This window comes from Pseudomonas alloputida, assembly GCF_021283545.2.
In the GTDB taxonomy this organism is placed as follows: Bacteria; Pseudomonadota; Gammaproteobacteria; order Pseudomonadales; family Pseudomonadaceae; genus Aquipseudomonas; species Aquipseudomonas alloputida.
Genome location: NZ_CP128540.1, coordinates 891,463 through 913,261 on the forward strand (window position 1 = coordinate 891,463; position 21,799 = coordinate 913,261).

General features: G+C 62.2%; 22 protein-coding genes and 1 riboswitch. Of the genes, 16 read left to right on the plus strand and 6 right to left on the minus strand.

Annotated elements, in window-relative coordinates; all coding sequences use genetic code 11:
* Window positions 1–419: 419 nt before the first annotated feature.
* Window positions 420–653, minus strand: a complete 234-nt coding sequence (locus LU682_RS04080; protein ID WP_049586388.1) for a hypothetical protein — start codon at window positions 651–653, stop codon at window positions 420–422.
* A gap of 145 nt (window positions 654–798) precedes the next feature.
* Here LU682_RS04080 and LU682_RS04085 point away from each other — a divergent pair, with 145 nt between their 5' ends.
* A complete protein-coding gene (locus tag LU682_RS04085; protein WP_010951995.1) occupies window positions 799–1,383 on the plus strand; it encodes a YajG family lipoprotein in 585 nt (194 codons plus the stop codon).
* Between the two features lie 74 nt (window positions 1,384–1,457).
* On the opposite strand, the gene LU682_RS04090 is transcribed toward LU682_RS04085, so the two are convergent.
* Window positions 1,458–1,664: a hypothetical protein gene (locus LU682_RS04090; protein WP_003247353.1), complete on the minus strand. Its 207-nt coding sequence runs from the start codon at window positions 1,662–1,664 to the stop codon at window positions 1,458–1,460.
* A gap of 160 nt (window positions 1,665–1,824) precedes the next feature.
* Here LU682_RS04090 and LU682_RS04095 point away from each other — a divergent pair, with 160 nt between their 5' ends.
* Window positions 1,825–2,085 carry a hypothetical protein gene (locus tag LU682_RS04095; RefSeq protein ID WP_012051192.1) on the plus strand — a complete coding sequence of 87 codons (261 nt, stop codon included), beginning with the start codon at window positions 1,825–1,827 and terminating at the stop codon, window positions 2,083–2,085.
* A 35-nt stretch (window positions 2,086–2,120) separates the two neighbouring features.
* Here LU682_RS04095 and LU682_RS04100 read toward each other — a convergent pair whose 3' ends face one another.
* Window positions 2,121–3,290, minus strand: coding sequence for a 1-acyl-sn-glycerol-3-phosphate acyltransferase (locus LU682_RS04100; protein WP_162490559.1), 1,170 nt, complete (start codon window positions 3,288–3,290; stop codon window positions 2,121–2,123).
* Between the two features lie 122 nt (window positions 3,291–3,412).
* Here LU682_RS04100 and LU682_RS04105 point away from each other — a divergent pair, with 122 nt between their 5' ends.
* The 4 genes from LU682_RS04105 (at window position 3,413) to LU682_RS04120 (ending at window position 5,492) form a co-directional block, all read left to right on the plus strand.
* Window positions 3,413–3,598, plus strand: a complete 186-nt coding sequence (locus tag LU682_RS04105; protein WP_010951999.1) for a CPXCG motif-containing cysteine-rich protein — start codon at window positions 3,413–3,415, stop codon at window positions 3,596–3,598.
* Window positions 3,598–3,858, plus strand: coding sequence for a putative signal transducing protein (locus LU682_RS04110; RefSeq protein ID WP_020192887.1), 261 nt, complete (start codon window positions 3,598–3,600; stop codon window positions 3,856–3,858). The genes LU682_RS04105 and LU682_RS04110 overlap by 1 nt, the downstream gene beginning before the upstream one ends.
* Before the next feature lie 15 nt (window positions 3,859–3,873).
* Window positions 3,874–4,494 carry an SOS response-associated peptidase gene (locus LU682_RS04115; RefSeq protein WP_010952000.1) on the plus strand — a complete coding sequence of 207 codons (621 nt, stop codon included), beginning with the start codon at window positions 3,874–3,876 and terminating at the stop codon, window positions 4,492–4,494.
* A 179-nt stretch (window positions 4,495–4,673) separates the two neighbouring features.
* Window positions 4,674–5,492 carry a M48 family metallopeptidase gene (locus tag LU682_RS04120; RefSeq protein ID WP_049586394.1) on the plus strand — a complete coding sequence of 273 codons (819 nt, stop codon included), beginning with the start codon at window positions 4,674–4,676 and terminating at the stop codon, window positions 5,490–5,492.
* Window positions 5,493–5,537: 45 nt separating this feature from the next.
* Here LU682_RS04120 and LU682_RS04125 read toward each other — a convergent pair whose 3' ends face one another.
* The 3 genes from LU682_RS04125 to LU682_RS04135 form a co-directional block, all read right to left on the minus strand.
* Window positions 5,538–6,122: a TMEM165/GDT1 family protein gene (locus LU682_RS04125; RefSeq protein ID WP_003247342.1), complete on the minus strand. Its 585-nt coding sequence runs from the start codon at window positions 6,120–6,122 to the stop codon at window positions 5,538–5,540.
* Between the two features lie 87 nt (window positions 6,123–6,209).
* Window positions 6,210–6,350: riboswitch (yybP-ykoY riboswitch) on the minus strand.
* 40 nt (window positions 6,351–6,390) lie between these two features.
* On the minus strand, window positions 6,391–7,389 hold the full coding sequence (locus LU682_RS04130; RefSeq protein ID WP_010952002.1) for a methyltransferase: 999 nt from the start codon (window positions 7,387–7,389) through the stop codon (window positions 6,391–6,393).
* A gap of 54 nt (window positions 7,390–7,443) precedes the next feature.
* Window positions 7,444–8,409: a 2-hydroxyacid dehydrogenase gene (locus tag LU682_RS04135; protein WP_010952003.1), complete on the minus strand. Its 966-nt coding sequence runs from the start codon at window positions 8,407–8,409 to the stop codon at window positions 7,444–7,446.
* Window positions 8,410–8,702: 293 nt separating this feature from the next.
* Here LU682_RS04135 and LU682_RS04140 point away from each other — a divergent pair, with 293 nt between their 5' ends.
* The 10 genes from LU682_RS04140 (at window position 8,703) to LU682_RS04185 (ending at window position 21,778) form a co-directional block, all read left to right on the plus strand.
* Complete coding sequence (locus LU682_RS04140; RefSeq protein WP_010952004.1) at window positions 8,703–10,385, plus strand: fatty acid--CoA ligase; 1,683 nt, start codon at window positions 8,703–8,705, stop codon at window positions 10,383–10,385.
* Window positions 10,386–10,716: 331 nt separating this feature from the next.
* Complete coding sequence (locus LU682_RS04145; RefSeq protein WP_010952006.1) at window positions 10,717–12,603, plus strand: DUF1302 domain-containing protein; 1,887 nt, start codon at window positions 10,717–10,719, stop codon at window positions 12,601–12,603.
* Window positions 12,604–12,628: 25 nt separating this feature from the next.
* On the plus strand, window positions 12,629–13,993 hold the full coding sequence (locus LU682_RS04150; RefSeq protein ID WP_010952007.1) for a DUF1329 domain-containing protein: 1,365 nt from the start codon (window positions 12,629–12,631) through the stop codon (window positions 13,991–13,993).
* A gap of 327 nt (window positions 13,994–14,320) precedes the next feature.
* Window positions 14,321–17,038, plus strand: coding sequence for a winged helix-turn-helix domain-containing protein (locus LU682_RS04155; protein ID WP_010952008.1), 2,718 nt, complete (start codon window positions 14,321–14,323; stop codon window positions 17,036–17,038).
* Window positions 17,039–17,197: 159 nt separating this feature from the next.
* On the plus strand, window positions 17,198–18,805 hold the full coding sequence (locus LU682_RS04160) for a tetratricopeptide repeat-containing response regulator (RefSeq protein WP_003247330.1): 1,608 nt from the start codon (window positions 17,198–17,200) through the stop codon (window positions 18,803–18,805).
* A complete protein-coding gene (locus tag LU682_RS04165) occupies window positions 18,802–19,494 on the plus strand; it encodes a sensor histidine kinase (protein ID WP_010952009.1) in 693 nt (230 codons plus the stop codon). Before LU682_RS04160 ends, LU682_RS04165 begins: the two co-directional genes overlap by 4 nt.
* A gap of 169 nt (window positions 19,495–19,663) precedes the next feature.
* Window positions 19,664–19,942 (plus strand): AbrB/MazE/SpoVT family DNA-binding domain-containing protein, encoded by a 279-nt coding sequence (locus LU682_RS04170; protein ID WP_019436943.1) that lies wholly within the window; start codon window positions 19,664–19,666, stop codon window positions 19,940–19,942.
* Window positions 19,939–20,286, plus strand: coding sequence for a type II toxin-antitoxin system ChpB family toxin (locus LU682_RS04175; RefSeq protein WP_010952011.1), 348 nt, complete (start codon window positions 19,939–19,941; stop codon window positions 20,284–20,286). Before LU682_RS04170 ends, LU682_RS04175 begins: the two co-directional genes overlap by 4 nt.
* Before the next feature lie 18 nt (window positions 20,287–20,304).
* Window positions 20,305–20,949, plus strand: a complete 645-nt coding sequence (locus LU682_RS04180) for an MBL fold metallo-hydrolase (protein ID WP_010952012.1) — start codon at window positions 20,305–20,307, stop codon at window positions 20,947–20,949.
* Window positions 20,950–21,058: 109 nt separating this feature from the next.
* Window positions 21,059–21,778, plus strand: a complete 720-nt coding sequence (locus LU682_RS04185; RefSeq protein WP_003247328.1) for a YiaD family glycine zipper/OmpA-like lipoprotein — start codon at window positions 21,059–21,061, stop codon at window positions 21,776–21,778.
* Window positions 21,779–21,799 lie beyond the last annotated feature (21 nt).

The window sequence follows — 21,799 nt, forward strand, 5'->3', positions numbered from 1 at the left end:
TCGTGCGTGCGTTATGGAACGGTTCAGACACTCATACGGGATGAGCGCATCTGCCGCCTGTTCAGGGCTGTTCGGGACACATCTGCCGCTTTTGCACATGCCAGACTGTTCATTTGCTCGCCACACTCTTGTGAAGTTGTGAAAACCGTTTTTTCACGCTCTTTTGGAGACGTGAACCTCAAAAGGGGACTGCGCGATGGCAACCCGCAGGTTCATGCAGTGTGAAGGGCCAGAAAAAGCAGGCACGACAGCCGATGCAAGACCTGAGTGGAAGGCTCTCTGTGGGCGAAGCGGTGAAGTTGCCGGGGTCAATCGGCGAGTGCGGGGCCCGATCAGGAGACGTCCTTATAATCGGGGGGAGATTATAGCGATGTCGCGGGCAGAAATGTCGCCATTCGTGGTTTTTATTGCAGCGTTTGTCAGGCAGCGAGGAGGCGCTGGTGCCAACGGCGGTTTGCGCGAGCGCAAACCCGGGCTTCGGCGGGCAGCTCGCGCCCCAGCCAGGCCAGCTGAATTTCGCTGATCTGCACCCAGTCGATGCCCCGTGGTGCCTGGCTGCATTGCTTGAAGGCCAGGCATTTGCCATCCGCGTCAAGGCGGGCATAAGCGTTGTGACGCGACCGTTGGAAGAGCTGAGTCCAGAGCGAGGTCATGGCGGCGAGTCCTTTGCGTTAGGGCTTGGCGCAAGGATAAGGGTGTGGCGATGAAACGATTGTGACAAGCGGGCCGGGCCGATGACTGGTCTGTGCCTGGCTAGGTATACTGTGGGCCTTTGCCGCATTTTCTGGAGAAACGCGCATGTTGCAACGTCTGTTGTTCGGTTTGATCGCCGTGGCCAGCCTTAGCCTGGTCGGTTGTGCCCACAGCCCGCAACAACTCAACCCGCAACCCACGCTCAAGGCCCAGCTGGCCCCGGTCGGCCATGGCCAGCCGGTGGTGGTCCGGGTAGTTGATGGCCGGCCTTCACAGTCCCTGGGTACCCGCGGTGGCATGTACCCCGAGACCAGCACCATCAGCGTCAGCGGTAACGACGTGGTGCCCAAGCTGCAGGCTCAGGCTGAAGCCGCTGTGCGCCTGCTCGGCTTCACCCCGACCCCGAACGCCGGCAATGCACCGCAGCTGACCGTGACCCTGGCCGAGCTGAAGTATCAGTCGCCGAAAGACAACCTTTACGTGACCGAGGCTACCATCGGCGCCACCTTCCGCGCTGATGTGACCAATGGCGGCCGCCGTTACAGTGGCCGTTATGGCGCTTCGCTGGACCAGCGTTTCGGCATGGCGCCGAACCAGGACACCAACACCCAGCTGGTGGGTGATGTGCTGAGCGATGCCCTGACCCGCCTGTTCAAGGACCCGAGCATCGGGCAGGTGCTGGGTCAGTAAGCTTCAGGTGGTGCAAGAAAACCCGCTGCCTGAGTGACAGGCAGCGGGTTTTTTGTTGTCTGGCCGGTACAGATCTACGCCGCTTCTATGTGGAAATCCAGCAAGCTGAACCCAGTGCCGGCATCCACTTCGGGCAAGTCCTCATGCACATGTCCGCCAAGCGCACAGTAGACCAGCCACTGGCGGTCCTGCACGTTGATGGCAAAACCATCGATCAGCGCCTGTTGTTCATCGCTCTGGGCAACGAGGTAGAGGCGGTCCTGGTTTTCGGCGTGCAACATGAAAAAGCTCCGGGTCATCAAAAGGTCGACAGGGTCGCCTGTATGGATGACGAGCGGATGACAGATGAAATTTAATGACAGTTTGTCGCCAAGGCCGGGCGCCACGGTGCGACTTGGGTAGAATGCTGGCCTTTGCCACTGCTCACACCGAGGTTGCGTGATGTCCTTGCAAGTGCTCTGGGGGTTCCTGGCCGCCCATCCCACCAAGCTGATCAACCTGCTGGCGCTGCTGCTGACCTGCCCGGGCGGTTTGCTGCTGCACAGTGCGCGGCGGCGCGAGGCCGAAACCCGCGCGTACATGGCAGTAGACGAGGGGGTAGTGGACGCTTTCGAACTTCGGGTGCCGAAATACTTCTACATCCTGGGCTTTTCGTGCCTGGCGATGGCGCTGCTGCTGTCCTGGTTCAGCACCTGGGTCTGAGAACCATCGGGGCTGCAACGCAGCCCCAAACCTGATCAGGCTACAGGTGCCTGCTGCCTGACCTGATACTGGTTGCGCACCGGCGTCGCATACTGCAACACCAGGTACGGCCGCTGCTCTTGCGGGCAGGCATCCAGGCGCCGTTGCCATTCTTCCTTGGCCTTGGCCAGCTCATCCGCCGGGAACACCCTCTCGGCGCTTGGCACCTGCAGGGCTTCGTCCTTGCCCTCCCACATCGCATATGCCAGGTAATGCACCGGGAACAGTCGGTAGCCCCCCAGAATCTGCCGGTCAATCTCTGCCGCCAGCTGTTTTGTGTCTTCGTGGTACTCGGTTACCGGCGGCGCGAAGTTGATGTGGACTCGGCCCTTGTAGCCGGTAATGCCTTTGGCAATGCTGTTGTCATCTTCGCCCGGCGCCTTCTTGTAGGTGCCGGTAGTGGCGCGGATGTACAGCTCGCGGGCCTTGGCCTGGTCGCACGGGTCGTATTCGTAGCTGATCGACACCGGGGTCAGGTTCAGGCTCTGGATCACTGCACCGAACGGTTCGTCCTTGCGGCTCATGTGGAACATCTTGAGGATCGCCGAGTCGGTACGGTCGTCACCGTCCTTGGCCCGACCTTCGGCCTGGGCGATCCAGATCGAGGTGGCATCGTTGCGGATCGAGTGGTTGATGTAAGCCGACAGCAGTTGGTAAGCAGCCAGTTTTTCGCGCCGCCCGCTGATCGAACGGTGCACGATGAAGCTCTTGTTCAGGCGCATCATGTCGCTGACAAAGGGCTTTTGCAGCAAATTGTCGCCAATGGCGATGCGCGGCGTGGGCAGGCCGGCGTGGTACACCGCATAGTTGACGAAGGCCGGGTCCATGACGATGTCACGGTGGTTGGCCAGGAACAGGTAGGCGGTGCCGGCCTTGAGCTGTTCCACACCCGAGTAGGTGACGCCGTCGGTGGCGCGATCGATGGTCTGGTCGACGTAGTACTCGACTTTGTCCTGCAAGGTCGAGACACAGGTAACACCGGCGAATTCCTTGCGCAGGCGGCGTGCGATCAAGGGCTTGAGCAACCAGCCGAGAGCGCCGGCCGCCCGTGGAAAGCGGAAGTGGGTGAGGATATCGAGGAATGCCGGGTCGCTGAGCAGGCGTGCCAGAACGGCAGGGACCTCAGCGTCGTCGTACGGTCGGATGGCATCGAATTCGCCCATCATGCTCTCTTGTTGGAAACGGCTAGGGTAATAAGGTAGGGACGGGCTCCGAAAAACGGCTCGGACGCACACAGACCCTGTAAACAGACCGGCAATTATACGCATAAGTCACTGCGGAGGCCGCGATGCTGGAAACCGACTTCTATGATTGCCCTTATTGTGGCGAACGTGTGGAAACTACCGTCGATCTGTCTGCGGGCGACCAGGTTTATACCGAGGATTGCCAGGTGTGCTGTCAGCCTGTGGTGTGCATTCTGCAGGTGCATGGTGACGAATGGATGCTTGAAGTCCGCCGCGAGGACGACACCTGATGCAGCGTATCTACGAACCGGAAAGCCTGCTTGAGGCGCAAATGCTGGCAGGCATGCTTGCCAGCGAGGGGATCGATGTACACGTGGTCGGCCGTGACCTTGTCGGTGCCGCCGGCGAGCTGCCCTTGCAGGGCCTGCTGGGGCTCGTCGTGGCTGATGAGCAGGCCGAATGCGCACGGCAGCTGATCGATGCGTACAATGATGCCCAGCCACTGGTTGGCGACGAACCGGAGAATGTCCCCGGTACCTTGATCTGCTAGGTTCTGAATTCGCCCATGTGTGGACGTTATGCCCTGTTTCGCTGGCCCCAGGCCCTTGCCAGTCTGCCGGGCTTTCCCGTCGGCCAGCCGGCCCAATGGAATATATCGCCTGGGGCGTCGGTGCTGATCCAGCGTCAGCTTGACGGCCAGCAGCAACTGGCCAAGGCGCGCTGGGGGTTGACCCCGGCCTGGCTCACCGACCTGTCCCGCACCCCTGCCCATGCCCGCGCCGAAACGCTGGCCGAACAACCGATGTTTCGCGATGCATTTCGTCAGCGCCGCTGCCTGATGCCGGCCAACGGCTTTTACGAATGGCGTGGCAGCGTGCGCAAACGCCCGTTCTGGTTGACCCCGGGGGAGGGCGCGTCGCTGTACTTTGCGGCGGTGTGGGAGGCCTATCCGGTGCAGGACCAGGTATGGCTGAGTTGCGCGGTGGTGACCCAGGCGGCCATGAATCAGCGTCGGCCGCTCATCCTCGACGAAGCGGGGCAGGCGGCCTGGCTTGACCCGGACACGCCGATTACCCGCTTGCACGAGCTGCTGGCCAGCCCACCGGCGACGTTGCGTGAGCGGGCCTTGGCCAATTTCGTCAATGACCCGAAGCTGGATGCGCCGGAGTGTCTTACCCCTGCTTGATGGGGGGCTGTGCCGGCCCTTTCGCGGGCAAGCCCGCTCCTACAATGATCGTGTTACCCCTTTAGGAGCGGGCTTGCCCGCGAAGAGGCCGGTTCAGGCGACGAAAATCTTCCCTGCGGCTATGGCAGCCACTGGCGACTCGGCCTAGGATACGGCGCATGTGGATAGGGAGTGTTTTCATGCGTAAGTCTTTTGTCATCAGCCTGCTGAGTGCTGGCATCCTGCTGGCCGGCTGCCAGGCGGTGAATACCACCAGCGGCGGTGCTGTTGGCGTCGAACGCCAACAGTACATGTTCAGCATGCTCTCGACCGATGAGGTCAACCAGATGTACGCGCAGTCGTATCAGCAGACCCTGGGTGAAGCATCGAGCAAGGGTGTGCTCGACAAGTCCAGCGCCGATGCCAAGCGTGTGCAGGCCATTGCCAACCGCCTGATCGCCCAGGCGCCCAAATTCCGCCCGGATGCCGCGCAGTGGGACTGGCAAGTCAACGTGATCAAGAGTGATGAACTGAACGCCAACTGCGGCCCGGGCGGCAAGATCATCGTCTACACCGGGCTGATCGATCAGCTCAAGCTCACCGATGCGGAAATTGCCGCAGTGGTGGGGCACGAGATTGCCCACGCCTTGCGCGAGCATAGCCGCGAGGCCATGTCCAAGGCATACGGTGTGGAAATGGCTCGCCAGGGTGCCGGTGCCATCTTTGGCCTCGGCCAGAGCAGCATGGCCATGGCCGACACGGTGGTGAACTACGCCATGACCTTGCCCAACAGCCGGGCCAACGAAAACGAGGCCGACCTGATTGGCCTGGAGCTGTCGGCCCGTGCCGGCTACGACCCGAATGCCGCGATCACCCTGTGGAACAAGATGAGCAAGGCTTCCGAAGGTGCACCGCCTGAGTTCATGAGTACTCACCCGGCGTCCGCGAGCCGCATTGCTTCGCTGCAGGCGGCGATTCCGAAGGTGATGCCGCTGTATCAGGCTGCCGCCAAGCCGTAAATGCCTGAATCCTGGGGCTGCATGGCAGCCCCCCCGGTTTTCCCTTTACCCAATCCAGCCACTGGCCTTCATTGCCGAATAGACGGCCACGATTGCCAGTACGAAGAACGCCGTTGCCGCCAGGCGGCGAATCAGCGTCAACGGCAGTTTGTCTGCCGCGAAGTTACCCGCCAGTACCACCGGCACGTTGGCAATCAGCATACCCAGGGTTGTGCCGATAATAACCATGATCAGGTGCGGATACTGCGCCGCCAGCATCACGGTAGCGACCTGGGTCTTGTCACCGATTTCGGCCAGGAAGAACGCAATCAGCGTCGTCAGGAACGGCCCGAAACGGCGAGCCGGGTTCTCGTCGTCATCCATCTTGTCCGGTACCAGCGTCCACAGTGCGGTGGCCGTAAAGCTCGCAGCCAGGATCCAGTGCAGGGCCGAATCGCTGAAGAAGCTGCCGACCCACGCCCCCACGGCACCGGCTGCGGCATGGTTGGCCAAGGTGGCGGCGATGATGCCGGCGATGATCGGCCAGGGTTTGCGGAAGCGGGCAGCGAGAATGAGTGCGAGCAGTTGCGTCTTGTCGCCGATCTCGGCCAGGGCAACGATAGCGGTGGGGACCAACAGTGATTCCAGCATCAGGATTCCTACGGGGGCGGGTCGACACGGCTATGACACGTACAGCCTCCCCGCCCCGGGTAAGGTGTGCGTGTCATAGGTCTTGTCAAACCCTCGATCCGTCTATGCGGATCTCTCCATGCAGGCGTGCATGGTGGGTCGCACGCGCCATGGTCTGTGGACCAAGTATGTTGACGCGTACCGGGCGAGCTGGGTGCTCGCGGGAGACTACTCCCCTAGGACGGTGCGGATTCTGCCTAGGCAAAACGTTTTCGGCAAGCGCTGTTTTTTATCCGCGAGTTGCCTGGTAGATGCGGAAACCGTCGGCCTCGTCACGTACCTGGCAGTTGCCCAACGCCCCTTCGATCAGTGGTTGGTAGCGCAGGAAACTGTTGGCGACCAAGCGCATTTCGCCACCTTTTCGTAGATGAACGGCCGATTTTTTCAGCAAGTTTTCCGAAGCCTGATAGTTGGTATGAACGCCGGTGTGGAATGGCGGGTTGCTCAGTATAAGGCTCAGTTCGGTAGGGGCGGCGTCGATGCCATCGCCGCTGATCACTTCGCCTTCCAGGCCGTTGGCAGCCAGCGTCAGGCGGCTGGCGGCCACGGCGAAGGCATCCACGTCCAGCAAGGTCACCCGGCTTTGTGGGTAACGGCGTTTGAGCGTGGCACCCAGTACCCCGGCACCGCAGCCAAAGTCCAGCATGTGGCCACCGGGCAGTCCGTCAAGATGCTTCAGGAGCAGGGCGGTACCTCGGTCGAGTCGGCCATGGCTGAATACCCCAGGCAGGCTGACCACCTGCAACGGGCCGTCTTCGAGGGCCAGCTCGAAGCGCTCGGCCAGGCTTTCCAGCGGTTTTGCCTGCGGTGCCTGGTCGATGGTCACTTGCCACAGCTGGCAGTGCCGGGCGCTGTCGAGTTTGCGTGGCTTGCCAAAGGCCTGCAGCTGCTTGGCCGCGCCCTCGATGCCACCGCGCTTCTCGCCGACCAGGTACAGCTCGCGGCCAGCCAGGCGCGATGCCAGGGCGTTGAGCAGATAGGCGGCCAGCTCGCGGGATTTGGGCAGGAACAGCACGGCGCTGTCGAATGCTGCTTCAGGGGCCTCGACGCCGTAATGGCTGCGGCCTGCGAAGCGGCTTTCGAGCATGGCCTGATCGCCGGCATGCCAGGTCCAGGCCTGGGCCTGAGGCAACTGGCCGAGCAGGTCGTCGGCGGGGGCGCCGGCGATCAGCAGCGGCCCCTGAAACAGCTCTGCCTGACGGAGCAACACTTCACTGCGCGGGTCCATGGACGACGTCTCCTGGAAAAAAGTGGCGCAGTGTAACAGAGGCGGGCGCCTGGCTCAGCTGACCACGCGGCGTGGCTGCCCGGCGAAGAAGGCCTGGGCGTTCTCGCTGAGCTGGCCGACGATGCGCTGGCGCGACTCCACGGCACCCCAGGCGCTGTGCGGGGTGATGATCAGGCGCGGGATGCCGGGCTCCAGCAGCGGGTTGCCGTTGACCGGCGGCTCCACGCTCAGCACGTCGGTGGCCGCGCCGCCCAGGTGACCACCGCGCAGGGCATCGGCCAACGCCTGTTCGTCGATCAGGCCGCCACGGGCGGTGTTGACCACCAGCGCGTTGGGCTTGAGCAGGGCCAGTTCGCGGGCACCGAGCATATGCCGGGTGTGCTCGTTCAGCGGGCAGTGCAGGGTCAGTGCATCAACTTGCGGCAGCAACTCGTCCAGCGGCAGCCGATCGGCGCGCTCCGGGCGGCCTGGGATCTGCCCGCTCAGTACACGCATACCGAAGGCTTCGGCCAGCCTCGCCACTGCGCCGCCCAGTTCGCCGTGGCCGAGCAGGCCGAGGGTTTTGCCCTCCAGCTCGACGATAGGAAAGTCCAGCAGGCAGAACTGGCTGGCCTTGGCCCACTGGCCATCGGCCACCGCCTGGTTGTAGTCGCACAGCCGAGTGGCCAGGGCCAACAGCAGGGCCAGGGTATGCTGGGCTACAGACGGCGTGCCGTAGCCCTGGCAGTTGCACACGGTGATGCCCTGGGCACGGGCGGCGGCCAGGTCGACATTGTTGGTGCCGGTGGCGGCCACCAGGATCAGCTTCAGTTGCGGGTTGGCGGCCAGGGTTGCGGCGTCGAGCATGACCTTGTTGCTGACCACTGCCACGGCGCCCTGCAAGCGTTCCGCGACCTGTTCCGGGCGGGTGGCGGCGAACAGTTCGAACTGGTCGAACTGCTGCTTCAGGGGCGAAAGGTCGAGGTCGCCAAGGTCCAGGGATTGGTGATCGAGAAACACGGCGCGACGCGGGCTGGGCATGAAGATCTCCGGTGGCAGGGAGGGATAAGGGCGTTGTGGCCATTTGCGGGCATGCCCGCGCCCACAAGGTCACCACAACCCTTGCAGGAGCGGGCTTGCCGGCGAAGAGGCCCTCGGCTTCGGCGCAAACCTGAAGCCGCCGCCGCAGTGTCTAGCTCAACCTTGCTGCCCGTCAACGCCCGCCACTCATACCTCTGCCGCGCAAATCATTCCTTCGGCTGATTTGGCCGTCACATTGGCGAACTACAGTAAACCCAGACTTGTCCGGCCCGCTTTTCAGAAAAGGGATCCCCATGTTGCAGACACGCATCATCAAGCCCGCCGAGGGCGCCTATGCCTATCCATTGCTGATCAAGCGCCTGCTGATGTCCGGCAGCCGCTATGAAAAGACCCGGGAAATCGTCTACCGCGACCAGATGCGGCTGACGTATCCACAGCTCAACGAGCGCATTGCCCGCCTGGCCAACGTGCTGACCGAGGCCGGGGTCAAGGCCGGTGACACCGTGGCGGTGATGGACTGGGACAGCCATCGCTACCTGGAATGCATGTTCGCCATCCCGATGATCGGCGCTGTGGTGCACACCATCAACGTGCGCCTGTCGCCCGAGCAGATCCTCTACACCATGAACCATGCCGAAGACCGCGTGGTGCTGGTCAACAGCGACTTCGTCGGCCTGTACCAGGCCATCGCCGGGCAGCTGACCACTGTCGACAAGACCCTGCTACTGACCGATGGCCCGGACAAGACTGCCGAACTGCCCGGTCTGGTCGGCGAGTATGAGCAGCTGCTGGCTGCTGCCAGCCCGCGCTACGACTTCCCGGATTTCGACGAGAATTCGGTGGCCACTACCTTCTACACCACTGGCACCACCGGTAACCCCAAGGGCGTGTATTTCAGTCACCGCCAGCTGGTGCTGCACACCCTGGCCGAGGCCTCGGTCACCGGCAGTATCGACAGCGTGCGCCTGCTGGGCAGCAACGATGTGTACATGCCCATCACCCCGATGTTCCACGTGCATGCCTGGGGCATCCCCTACGCTGCCACCATGCTCGGCATGAAGCAGGTGTACCCAGGGCGCTACGAGCCGGACATGCTGGTCAAGCTTTGGCGTGAAGAGAAGGTCACTTTCTCCCACTGCGTGCCGACCATCCTGCAGATGCTGCTCAACTGCCCGAACGCCCAGGGGCAGGACTTCGGCGGCTGGAAGATCATCATCGGCGGCAGCTCGCTCAACCGTTCGCTGTACCAGGCCGCCCTGGCGCGCGGCATCCAGCTGACCGCCGCGTATGGCATGTCGGAAACCTGCCCGCTGATCTCCGCGGCACACCTGAACGATGAACTGCAGGCCGGCAGCGAGGATGAGCGCGTCACTTACCGTATCAAGGCCGGTGTGCCGGTGCCGTTGGTCGAAGCGGCCATCGTCGACGGCGAAGGCAACTTCCTGCCCGCCGATGGTGAAACCCAGGGCGAGCTGGTACTGCGTGCGCCGTGGCTGACCATGGGCTACTTCAAGGAGCCGGAGAAGAGCGAGGAGCTGTGGCAGGGCGGCTGGCTGCACACCGGTGACGTCGCCACCCTCGACGGCATGGGCTACATCGACATCCGCGACCGCATCAAGGATGTGATCAAGACCGGTGGCGAGTGGGTTTCCTCGCTCGACCTGGAAGACCTGATCAGCCGCCACCCGGCCGTGCGCGAAGTGGCGGTGGTGGGGGTGGCCGACCCGCAGTGGGGTGAGCGCCCGTTTGCCCTGCTGGTGGCACGTGACGGCCACGATATCGACGCCAAGGCGCTGAAGGAACACCTCAAGCCATTCGTCGAGCAAGGTCATATCAACAAGTGGGCGATTCCAAGCCAGATCGCCCTTGTTACTGAAATTCCCAAGACCAGTGTCGGCAAGCTCGACAAGAAACGCATTCGCCAGGACATCGTCCAGTGGCAGGCCAGCAACAGCGCGTTCCTTTCCACGTTGTAACCATTGTGCGGGTCGCGCACGTCAGAGCGTGACCCGCATGCTAGAGAGCCCGCCGCCTTGCCAAACGACAGAAATGCGCCATCCTTGAGCACTACCAGCCCGCAACCGAAGCAAAACTGCAGCGAGTTGGTGGCATGGAGCGCAAATCACACTTTAGAGGGATCAAGCGCCTGTGCCTGCTGGCTATAGTCGGGGCCAGGGGATTTTCAGGAATGGGGGAGGGCGACATGCGCAAGCTGTGTCGCCGCAGGTGCAAGCCTGCAATCCGGTCGCTCGGGCCGTTCTTGAAAGGACTCACTGCCATAACAAAAAAGTACATGGAGTAGCGTCGATGAAATCTGCAAACCTGTTCTGGCGCCGGGCCAAGCTGCCCTTGGCCGTCAGCCTTGCTTCCACGCTCGCAAGTCCTGCTTTCGCTGTCAGTTTCAACATTGGTGAAATCGAAGGCCAGTTCGACTCGTCGCTCTCCATCGGCGCCAGCTGGTCGACGGCCAACCCCAACAAGAACCTGATAGGGGTGAACAACGGCGGCAAGGGCCTGTCACAGACATCCGACGATGGCCACCTGAACTTCAAGAAGGGCGAAACCTTCTCCAAGATCTTCAAGGGTATTCATGACCTGGAGCTCAAGTACGGCGACACCGGTGTGTTCGTGCGCGGCAAGTACTGGTACGACTTCGAACTGAAGGACGAAAACCGCGAGTTCAAGGACATCAGCGACTCCAACCGCAAGGAAGGCGCCAAGTCGTCCGGGGCCGAGCTGCTCGACGCCTTTGTCTACCACAACTACTCCATCGGCGATCAGCCTGGCTCGGTGCGTTTTGGCAAGCAGGTAGTGAGCTGGGGCGAAAGTACCTTCATCGGCGGCGGCATCAACTCGATCAACCCCATCGACGTGTCGGCGTTCCGCCGTCCCGGAGCCGAGATCAAGGAAGGCCTGATTCCGGTCAACATGTTCTACATCTCGCAGAGCCTGACCGACAACCTGTCGGCCGAGGCCTTCTACCAGCTCGAATGGGACCAGACGGTCGTCGATAACTGCGGCACCTTCTTTTCTCAGCCGGACATCATCGCCGACGGCTGTACCGACAACTTGCGCGTGCTCAATAGCAGCCGCACGGTGCCGGGCGCTGCCCAGCAGTTCCTCGCCACGCGGGGCGTGAACATCAACGAAGAGGGTGTGATGGTGCGCCGTGGTGCCGACCGCGATGCGCGTGACAGCGGCCAGTTCGGTGTGGCCATGCGCTATATGTTCGAGCCGTTGGACACGGAGTTCGGCGCCTACTTCATGAATTACCATAGCCGTGCACCCATCTTCAGTGCCACAGGGGCCCCGCCGTCCGTGTTCGCCGGGCTGAGCGCCCTGCCTGCGCAGCTGCGCGCATTGGCGCCTCTGATCGTGGCGGGTAATTCCGAGTACTTTGTGGAATACCCCGAGGACATCCGCCTTTATGGCTTGAGTTTCTCCACCACGTTACCCACTGGCACCGCCTGGAGCGGCGAAGTCAGCTACCGCCCCAACGCGCCAGTGCAGCTCAATACCACGGATATCCTGTTCGCTGGTGTCCGTCCCATTGGCGGCGCGTTGAGCAACGCATCGCTGCTGACCGGTACGCCGGGGCAAGACCTGCATGGGTATCGCCGTAAGGAGATCACCCAGTTCCAGACCACACTGACCCATTTCTTCGACCAGGTGATGGGTGCCAGCCGGATGACTGTAGTCGGTGAAGTGGGTGTTACCCATGTCGGCGGCCTGGAGAATGCCCACGATACCCGCTACGGTCGCGACCCGGTGTTCGGCCCAGGTCCGTTGCCATCCACCGGTGGCGCCGATACCTGCCAGGCGCTCAATGGCAGCACCATCGCCGGCGCCGGTGCGGGGGCGTCCACCGCCAACCTGAACCGCAAATGCGAGAACGACGGCTACACCACCAGCACTTCCTGGGGTTACCGCGGCCGTGTCATCTGGGACTACAACGACGTATTCGCGGGTATCAACCTGAAGCCGAGCGTGGCCTGGTCGCATGACGTGTCCGGTTATTCGCCTGGCCCTGGCGCCAACTTCGAGGAAGGCCGCAAGGCTGTCAGCCTGGGCCTGGACGCCGAGTATCAGAACACCTATACGGCGAGCCTGTCGTACACCAACTTCTTCGACGGCAAGTACAGCACCGTGGATGACCGCGACTTCGTCGCCCTCAGCTTCGGCGTGAACTTCTAAGCATACAGATCCAGGACGACACGACATGAACAAGACCAGAAGTCTGCTGCAAGCCGGTGTGCTGGGCCTGTCCCTGCTGGCGACCAGCGTCATGGCTGCGGTATCCGCCGACGAGGCGGCCAAGCTGGGCAGCACCCTGACCCCGATGGGTGCCGAGAAGGCCGGCAACGCCGACGGCTCCATCGGCCCGTGGGAGCCGCTGTCGAAGACCGCAGGCAGCGTCGACGGCAAGGGCTTCCTGTCCGACCCGTACGGCAGTGAAAAACCGCTGTTCACCATCACGGCGCAGAATGCCGACCAGTACAAGGACAAGCTCTCGCCGGGCCAGCTGGCCATGTTCAAACGCTACCCGAACACCTACAAGATCCCGGTGTTCAAGACCCATCGCGGCGCAACCGTCCCGGCCGATGTGTTCGCTGCCATCAAGGAAAACGCCACCAAAACTACCCTGGTGGAAGGCGGCAACGGCCTGAGCAACTTCCGCACGGCGGTGCCGTTCCCGATCCCGAAAAGCGGCCTTGAGGTGATCTGGAACCACATCACCCGCTACCGCGGCGGCAGTGTCAGCCGCCTGGTGACCCAGGCCACGCCGCAGCAGAATGGCTCGTTCAACCCCGTATACTTCTCCGACCAGTTCGTCTTCCGCGACAAGATGAAGGACTACGACCCGAACAACCCAGGCAACATCCTGTTCTACTTCAAGCAGGAAGTTACTGCGCCTGCGCGCCTGGCCGGGACTGTGCTGCTGGTGCACGAAACCCTCGACCAGGTGAAGGAGCCGCGCAAGGCGTGGATCTACAACGCCGGTCAACGCCGTGTGCGCCAGGCACCGCAAGTGTCGTATGACGGCCCAGGTACCGCCGCCGACGGCCTGCGTACGTCGGACAACCTGGACATGTTCAACGGTGCACCGGACCGTTATGACTGGAAGCTGGAAGGCAAGAAGGAACTGTACATCGCCTCCAACGCCTTCAAGCTGGATGACCCCAAGCTGAAGTACGCCGACATCATCAAGGCCGGGCACATCAACCAGGACCTGGCCCGTTACGAGCTGCGCCGCGTCTGGCACGTAGTTGCAACCCTCAAGCCAGGCCAGCGGCACATCTACGCCAAGCGGGACTTCTACATCGATGAGGACACATGGCAGGCCGCAGTGATCGACCAGTACGACGGCCGTGGCCAACTGTGGCGCGTGTCCGAGGCCCATGCTCAGCCTTATTACAACGTGGAAGTGCCTTGGTACACCCTGGAAGCGATCTACGACCTGCAGTCCGGTCGTTACCTGGCCCTTGGGATGAAGAACGAAGAGAAACGTGCCTACGACTTCGGCTTCAGTGCCAGCAAGGCCGATTTCCAGCCCGCAGCGCTGCGTCAGTCGGGTATTCGCTAAGCTGAAATCACTGAACGCCGTGTGATCCCCAGAACGCCCCGGCTCGCCGGGGCGTTTCTATTTCCTGACCCGGCCTCTTCGCGGGTGAACCCGCTCCTACAGGTTCCGCGGTAGGAGCGGGTTCACCCGCGAAGAGGCCGGGCAAGGCAATCAACCTCCTGAATACCTCTCCAAACCCCCGCCCCAGCCCCTGTCCATCAGCCATGTTGCTTTTTGTCGCAGTCTTTTCCGCGCCTATTGCGCCCATCATCTTCAAATGCGCAGCGTTAACGGCTAGTCTCGCAAACATCCATACCGCCGTTGTCTTCCAACCAGAACGAGCCGGCCATGACAGATCTGTCCCGTACCCATGGATTCGCAAGTCAGGCCCTTGGCCTGCGGGACGGGCGTTTCTTCCGGCCACCGCTGCCAGACGGCCATGTGCCGCGCCTGCGGTTGTGCCAGCGGCTGGAAGCCGGTTTGGGCGGGCGGCTGCTGCTGGTCAATGCCCCGGCGGGTTTCGGCAAAAGCTCCCTGGCCATCGAGTTTTGCGAAACACTGCCCGAGCACTGGCGTAGCCTGTGGCTTGGCCTGAGCCAGCGGGACGCCGACCCTGGCCGCTTCCTTGAGCGCTTGCTTGAAGGCCTGCAGCAATACTGCCCGGCACTGGGCGGCCAGGCCATGGGCCTGCTGAAAATGCGCCAGCGCCATCAGCCGTTTGCCTTTGAAGAGTGGCTCGACGGCCTGCTCGACGAGCTGGCGCTGTACCTGCAAGCTGATACGCCGCTGCTGCTGGTACTGGACGACTATCACCTGGCCCAGGGGCCGGTGCTCGACCGTTGCCTGCAGTTCTTCCTCAATCACCTGCCCCCCGGCCTGGTGTTGCTGGTGACCAGCCGCCAGCGGCCAGGCTGGCACCTGGCGCGCCTGCGCCTGTCCCGGCAGTTGGTCGAGCTTAACGAACAGGACCTGCGCCTCACCGCGGATGAGTCGTTGGCAGTGATCGGTCGCCAGCCTACCGGCCTGCGCGGCCAGGCACTGGACAACCTGATCCAGCGCAGCGACGGCTGGGTGGCCGGGTTGCGTTTCTGGCAGTTGGCGGCCAGCGACAGCGCTGACGAGCAAGCCTTGCCCCAGGCGCTGCATGGTGGCGAGGGCCTGATCCGCGACTACCTGCTTGAAGAAGTCATCGACAGGCTACCTGCGGACGTGCAGGCCTTCTTGGACGAAACTGCCTGCCAGGAGCGTTTCTGCGCTCCGCTTTGCGATGCGATGCGTGGCCGCCACGACAGCGCCGCCGTCCTGAGCTTCCTGCAGGCGCATCAGGTGTTCCTTGTGCCGCTGGACGAGCATGGCCACTGGTTCCGCTATCACCATTTGTTCTCCGACCTGCTGCGCAGCCGCCAGGCGAGCGAATCGCAGGTCGCTCTGCATTTGCGGGCCTGCCGCTGGTTTGAAGCTCAAGACCTGCTGGACGAGGCGGTGGAGCAGGCTTTGCGTGCCGGCCACCTCGATGTTGCCGCCGACCTGGTGCAAAGTCTGTCCGAGGAGCAACTGCTGGCCGAGCAGAATGTCGGCATGTTGCTGCGCTGGAAGATGGACCTGCCCGACAGTCTGTTGATCAGCACGCCGCGGCTGATCGTGCTGTACAGCTGGGCGTTGGGGCTGGCTTGCCAGCTGGATGCTGCCGAGGAACTGGCTGGCTACCTCAGTCGCTTTCTGCCCGCGCCTTCGGCGACTGCGCAAAAGTCGATGCTGGCCCAATGGCTGGCACTCAGTGGGGTCATAGCCCGTGGCCGTGGCGACCGCGAGCGCACCCTGGCCTATTGCGGCGAAGCGCTGCAGAGCCTGCCGAGCAAGCGCTACGGCCAACGTCTGGTGTGTTTGTCGACGCTGTCCAACCTGGCCATTGCCGATGGCGACTTCTGGCGGGCCCGAGGCTGGAACCGCGAGGCCCTGGAGCTGGCCCAGCGGGTCGGTAACCCCTTGTTCGAGGCGCTGGCGCATTACGACCGGGCGCGGGTGCTGCATGCCCGTGGCGAAGTGCTGCGTGCGCTGGACGAAGTGCGCCAAGGGCTGCAACGTCTGCAAGGGCTTTCGGCGCAGCGGCTGTATGCCGTGCGTGCGCGGCTGACGCTTTACGAAGGTTACCTGCTGGTCTCGCGTCTGCAGCCGGCTCAGGGCCGCGCGCGTTTGCGCGCGGGGCTGGGCGAGGCGCGAGCGTGCCGGGACATCAGTGTGCTCATCGGTCATTGCGTGATTGCCACGCTCGATGGCCGGGAAGGTCACTTTGCCGAGGCCTTTGCGGAGCTGGCCGAGGCCGAGCGCTTGATGCACATCTGGGATGTGCCCCCGGTCTACTACCTGGCCATGATTACCCTGGTCAAATGCGAACTGTGGCTGGCCCAGGGGCGTACGGACCTCGCGGAGTCCTGGCTGCAGCGCCTGGGCCAGACCTATGGCGGCGAGCAGCCGGCGGCGGCACCGGAGTTCCATCCGCTGCTGCCGTTGCACATTGCGTTGCAGCAGGCAGCGCTCGATCGCATCCAGTTGCGTAGCGACGATGCCGTGCAACGCCTGGCATGCCTGGTAAAGCGCGGCCAGGCCAGTGGCGGCATGATGCTTACCGTCAGCGCCCTGAGCCAATGGCTTGCCCTGCTGCTGGACGAAGGCAAGGAAGGGCAGGCCGCGCAGTTGCTGCCAAGCTTGCTGGAAGCGGCGCATGGCGGTGTGATGCAGCCGATGCAGCCACTGCTGGAAAAACACCCGCAATGGCTTCAGGAACAACTGCAGGCAGGTGCCGCTTGCCCGGTTCAGGCGGAACTGCTCAAGCACCTGCCGCCAGTGCCAATCGCCAGTACGGGCAACGGCGAAGCGCTGAGTGGCCGCGAAATGGCTGTGCTCGAACTGATTGCCCAAGGCTGTTCCAATCAGCAGATCAGCGAGCGGCTGTTCATTTCCCTGCACACGGTGAAGACCCACGCCAGCCACATCAACAGCAAGTTGGGCGTGGAGCGGCGCACCCAGGCGGTGGCCAAGGCCAAATCCCTGGGGTTGCTGGCGTGATACTGGCCCTGTAGGTCATTGCTCGTTAAAGTGATGGCCTGACGCCATATTATCTGGCCGACAATGCTCTACCCTCATCTTTCCCGACCAGCTGCCGATACAGCTATCGGTGGCATCGCCTCGCGCGATTTTTCAATCATTCCAAGGCAGGTCGTGTTGATGCTGCAGTACGGGCAAAAGAGCTTTCTGATCGTCGACGACTTTACCGACTTTCGTACGTCGACCCGTTCCATGTTGCGCGAGTTGGGCGTGCGCGACGTGGACACCGCTGACAGCGGCGAGCAGGCGCTGCGCATGTGCGCGCAGAAGCGCTATGACTTCATCCTGCAGGACTTCCATCTGGGTGATGGCAAGAAGAACGGGCAGCAGGTGCTTGAAGACCTGATCATCGACAAGCACATCAGCCATGAGTGCGTGTTCATCATGGTCACTGCCGAGAGCAGTCAGGCGATTGTTCTCAGCGCCATCGAGCACGAGCCCGATGCCTACCTGACCAAACCGTTCAACCGGGTTGGCCTGGCCCAGCGTGTCGAGAAACTGTTCCAGCGCAAGACGTTGCTGAAGCCGATCCTGCAGGCGCTGGACCGCAACCGTCCGGCCGAAGTACTGGCGGCCTGCGCCGAGCTGTGCAAGAAGGATCCGCGCCTGGCGCCCTTGTGCTTGCGCTACCGGGCCGATGCCCTGCGCAACCTCAACCGTTTCGAGGAACTGGAAAAATTCCTCAAGGCCATCCTGGCCAGCCGTCCTCAGCCATGGGTATACGCCGCGTTGGGCGCACTGATGCACAAGCGTGGTCAGAATGCCCAGGCGCAGGGTGTTTACGAGCAGGCGCTCAAGGCGTTCCCGATCATGCCAGGCCTTTACGATGGCATGGCCGAGGTGCTGGTGGCTCAGGGGGATACCCGGCGCGCGCAGAACCTGCTTGAAGAAGCCGTGCGCCTGTCGCCTTTGTCGGTGCGTCGGCAGTCGACGCTGGGCAAGCTGGCGCTGGAGAACGAAGACTTCGAGAGCGCATCGAAGGCGTTCCGTCATGCAGTGAACCAGGGGCAGAGTTCGCGCTACAAGGATGCCGAAAACAACCTTGGCCTGGTGCAGGCGTTGATGAGCAAGAATGCAGGCTTCGGCCTGGACGCCCGTACCCGGGTCGAGATCAACACCACGCTCAGCGAAGTGGCCAAGGAAAACCCCGAGGACCAAGGCCTGCAGGTGCGTGCGCGGATGATGAAGGCTGCCAGCCTGCAGCAGGCCGGCGACCCGGAAACGGCCGGCAAGTTGACAGAACAGGCGATTCAGCGTCTGGACAAGATGAACCAGTTCTTCTCTGTCGATTCGGCCCTGACTGTCGCTGCGCAATTGCAGGCGATGGGGCAGGAAGCCGCCGCCATCGGCGTGCTGAAGAACTGTGTGGAAAGTTATGGCGATGACCCCAAGGTCATGGAGAAAGTGGGCAAGCTGACGGATGACCCCAGCGTGCTCAACGCCATTACCGAAGCGGTCACCCTCAACCGGCAGGGTGTGCGCAGTTACCAGGGAGGGCAGCTTGGCGAGGCGTTGCAACTGTTCCGAAAGGCATTGGGTTTACAGCCGAAGAACATCAGCATCGCCCTCAACACCGCCCAGGCGCTGCTGCGCATCGGTGGTGACAACCCTCAGCCTGCGATCATGCAGGAGTGCCGCGACGCCTTGACCAGCGTGGCCGGGATCCCTGCCAGCGACAATCGCTATGACCGTTACCGCAAACTGCACATCCGAGTGTTCGGCGCATGAATCAAGACAATCAGGGGCTGGATTTTTCCACGGTGATCGCCTCCACCGTGCACGACCTCAAAAGTTCGTTGTCGGCGCTGATCCAGTCCCACAGCCAGTGGGTGGAGCGGTTGCCCGAGGAACTGCGCGGCGGTGCCGAACAGGGGATCATGGAGCATGAGTTTCGTCACCTCAACGGCATGCTGGTGCAGTTGCTGGGCTTGTACAAACTGGGTGTGAACCAGTTGCCGGTATGCCCGGACTACCATGAGCTGGATGATTTCATCGAAGCTCAGCTGGCGGCGCACGAGGAAGTACTCAAGCACAACGACATTCTCGCCACTTGGCGCATCGACACCGACAACCCGCTGGGTTTCTTCGACCGCGAACTGGTGGCCTCGGTGATCGCCAACGTCATCACCAACGCCACCCGCTTTGCCGGGCACGCCTTGCTGATCACCATCGAAGAGGCCGACAACCAGTTGGCCATTTGCGTCAACGATGACGGCCCGGGTTATCCAAAGCACATGCTCGAGCGCCAGGAGGATTACATCCAGGGCATCGACTCGACCAGCGGCAGTACCGGCCTTGGGCTGTATTTCGCGGCGCGGATCGCCGCGTTGCATGAAAGCGGCGGCGTGCGCGGGCGCATCGAGATATCCAACGGCGGGGCGCTTGGGGGTGGGTTGTTCAGGTTGTTTTTACCTTGAGGTCCGGCTGAATCTACGTTTGAAATTTTTGCAGTTGGAGAGTGGCTTCCCAAGGTGATGTAGGGCATTTCCTTCTTGAGGTTGCAGGGCTTTTGTTCGGTCAGGGCAGATGACAGTGTAGATACGACGTTTCTACATTTCGCTTGCAATCATTGGGAGGGTTTCTACTATGTATCTACCTTGGGAGATACTCATGCAGATCAAGATTCAACAGTGGGGCAACAGCGCCGCGATCCGCTTGCCCGCCGCAGTACTCAAGCAGATGCGCCTCGGTGTCGGCTCCACCCTGAGCCTTGACACAACGGGTGAGACGATGGTGCTCAAACCCGTCAGGTCGAAACCCAAGTACACCCTTGAGGAACTGATGGCCCAGTGTGACCTGAGTGCACCGGAGCCAGAGGACATGGCCGACTGGAATGCCATGCGCCCAGTGGGGCGTGAAGTGTGAAACGGTTGAAATTCGCCAGGGGTGATATTGTTCGCGTCAACCTGGACCCAACAGTCGGGCGGGAACAGCAGGGCTCCGGCCGACCTGCACTGGTACTTACTCCGGCTGCGTTCAATGCTTCAGGCCTGGCTGTAATCATCCCGATCACTCAAGGTGGGGATTTCGCGAGGCATGCGGGTTTCGCTGTCACGCTCAGCGGTGCGGGCACGCAGACTCAGGGGGTGATGCTTTGCAACCAGGTGCGCACAGTCGACCTTGAAGCACGATTTGCCAAGCGCATAGAGTCGGTGCCTGAAGCTGTCATCCTGGATGCACTGGCGCGTGTGCAAACCCTATTCGATTAACCGGTTCCCTTATTCACAATGCATATCCCATCGTCAGCTCTCATCCGCGAAACCTTCCCCGTCGGCCCCTTGCAGTGCAACTGCACGCTGATCGGCGACCCCCTGACCAAGAAAGCCATTGTCGTGGACCCGGGTGGTGATGTGGACAAGATCCTTGCTCGCCTGCAGGTCCACGGCCTGACGCTGGTGAGCATCATCCACACCCATGCGCACTTCGACCACTTCCTCGCCTCAGGCAAGCTCAAGGAGCTGACGGGTGCCACGCTGCACCTGCACAAGGACGACCAGATGCTGTGGGACAACCTTGAGATGCAGTGCCAGATGTTCGGCGTACCTTACACCCCGGTACCGGCACCGGACCGCTGGCTGGGCGATGACGAAGAACTGGCCTGCGGCTGCGGTGTGGCGTTGCATACGCCAGGCCATACCCCGGGCTCGATGAGCTTCTGGTTCGCCGACGCCAAGTTGTTGATTGCCGGTGACACCCTGTTCCGCCGGGGTATTGGCCGCACCGATTTGTGGGGTGGCGACCAGCGGGCAATCGTGCGTTCCATCAAGGAGCGGCTGTACCGGTTGGACGAAGAGGCCGTCGTGGTGACCGGCCACGGGCCCGACACCCGTCTGGGCGACGAGATGCGTGAAAACCCATTCGTGCGTGCCTGATGGCACATGAAGGCACTTTCATGGAATTTTTCGTTGCCGATGCGTTCCAAGGCTGGCATAGAACCCCTTGGGATCTGCCGCATTTATGAATTTCAGTAGGAGCTTGTCCATGTTCACCATGCGTCGTCTGATTATCGTCGCAACCGCCGCTGCACTGATGACCGGCTGCGCCGGCCAGAACCCTTACGACAACCAGGGTCAGGCGCAGGGCTCCACAGGGATGAGCAAGACTGCCAAGTACGGCGGTTTGGGCGCGCTGGCCGGTGCCATCGCGGGTGCCGCCATCGACCACAACAACCGTGGCAAGGGGGCCCTGATCGGTGCCGCAGCAGTGGGTGCTGCCGCTGCAGGTTACGGCTATTACGCCGACAAGCAGGAAGCCGAGCTGCGCGCACAGATGGCCAACACGGGTGTGGAAGTGCAGCGTCAGGGTGACCAGATCAAGCTGATCATGCCGGGCAACATCACCTTCGCCACCGACTCGGCCAACATCGCCCCAAGCTTCTACTCGCCACTGAACAACCTGGCTGGCTCGTTCAAGCAGTTCAACCAGAACACCATCGAAGTGGTCGGCTTCACCGACAGCACGGGCAGCCGCCAGCACAACATGGACCTGTCCCAGCGCCGTGCGCAGGCGGTCAGCACCTACCTGACTTCGCAGGGTGTGGATGCCTCGCGTATCTCTGTACGTGGCATGGGCCCGGACCAGCCGATCGCCAGCAACGCTGACGCCAATGGTCGTGCGCAGAACCGCCGTGTGGAAGTGAACCTGAAGCCGATTCCGGGTCAGCAGTATGAGCAGCAAGGTCAGGTTCAGCAGTATCCCTGATTGACCTTAAGGGCCGCTTTG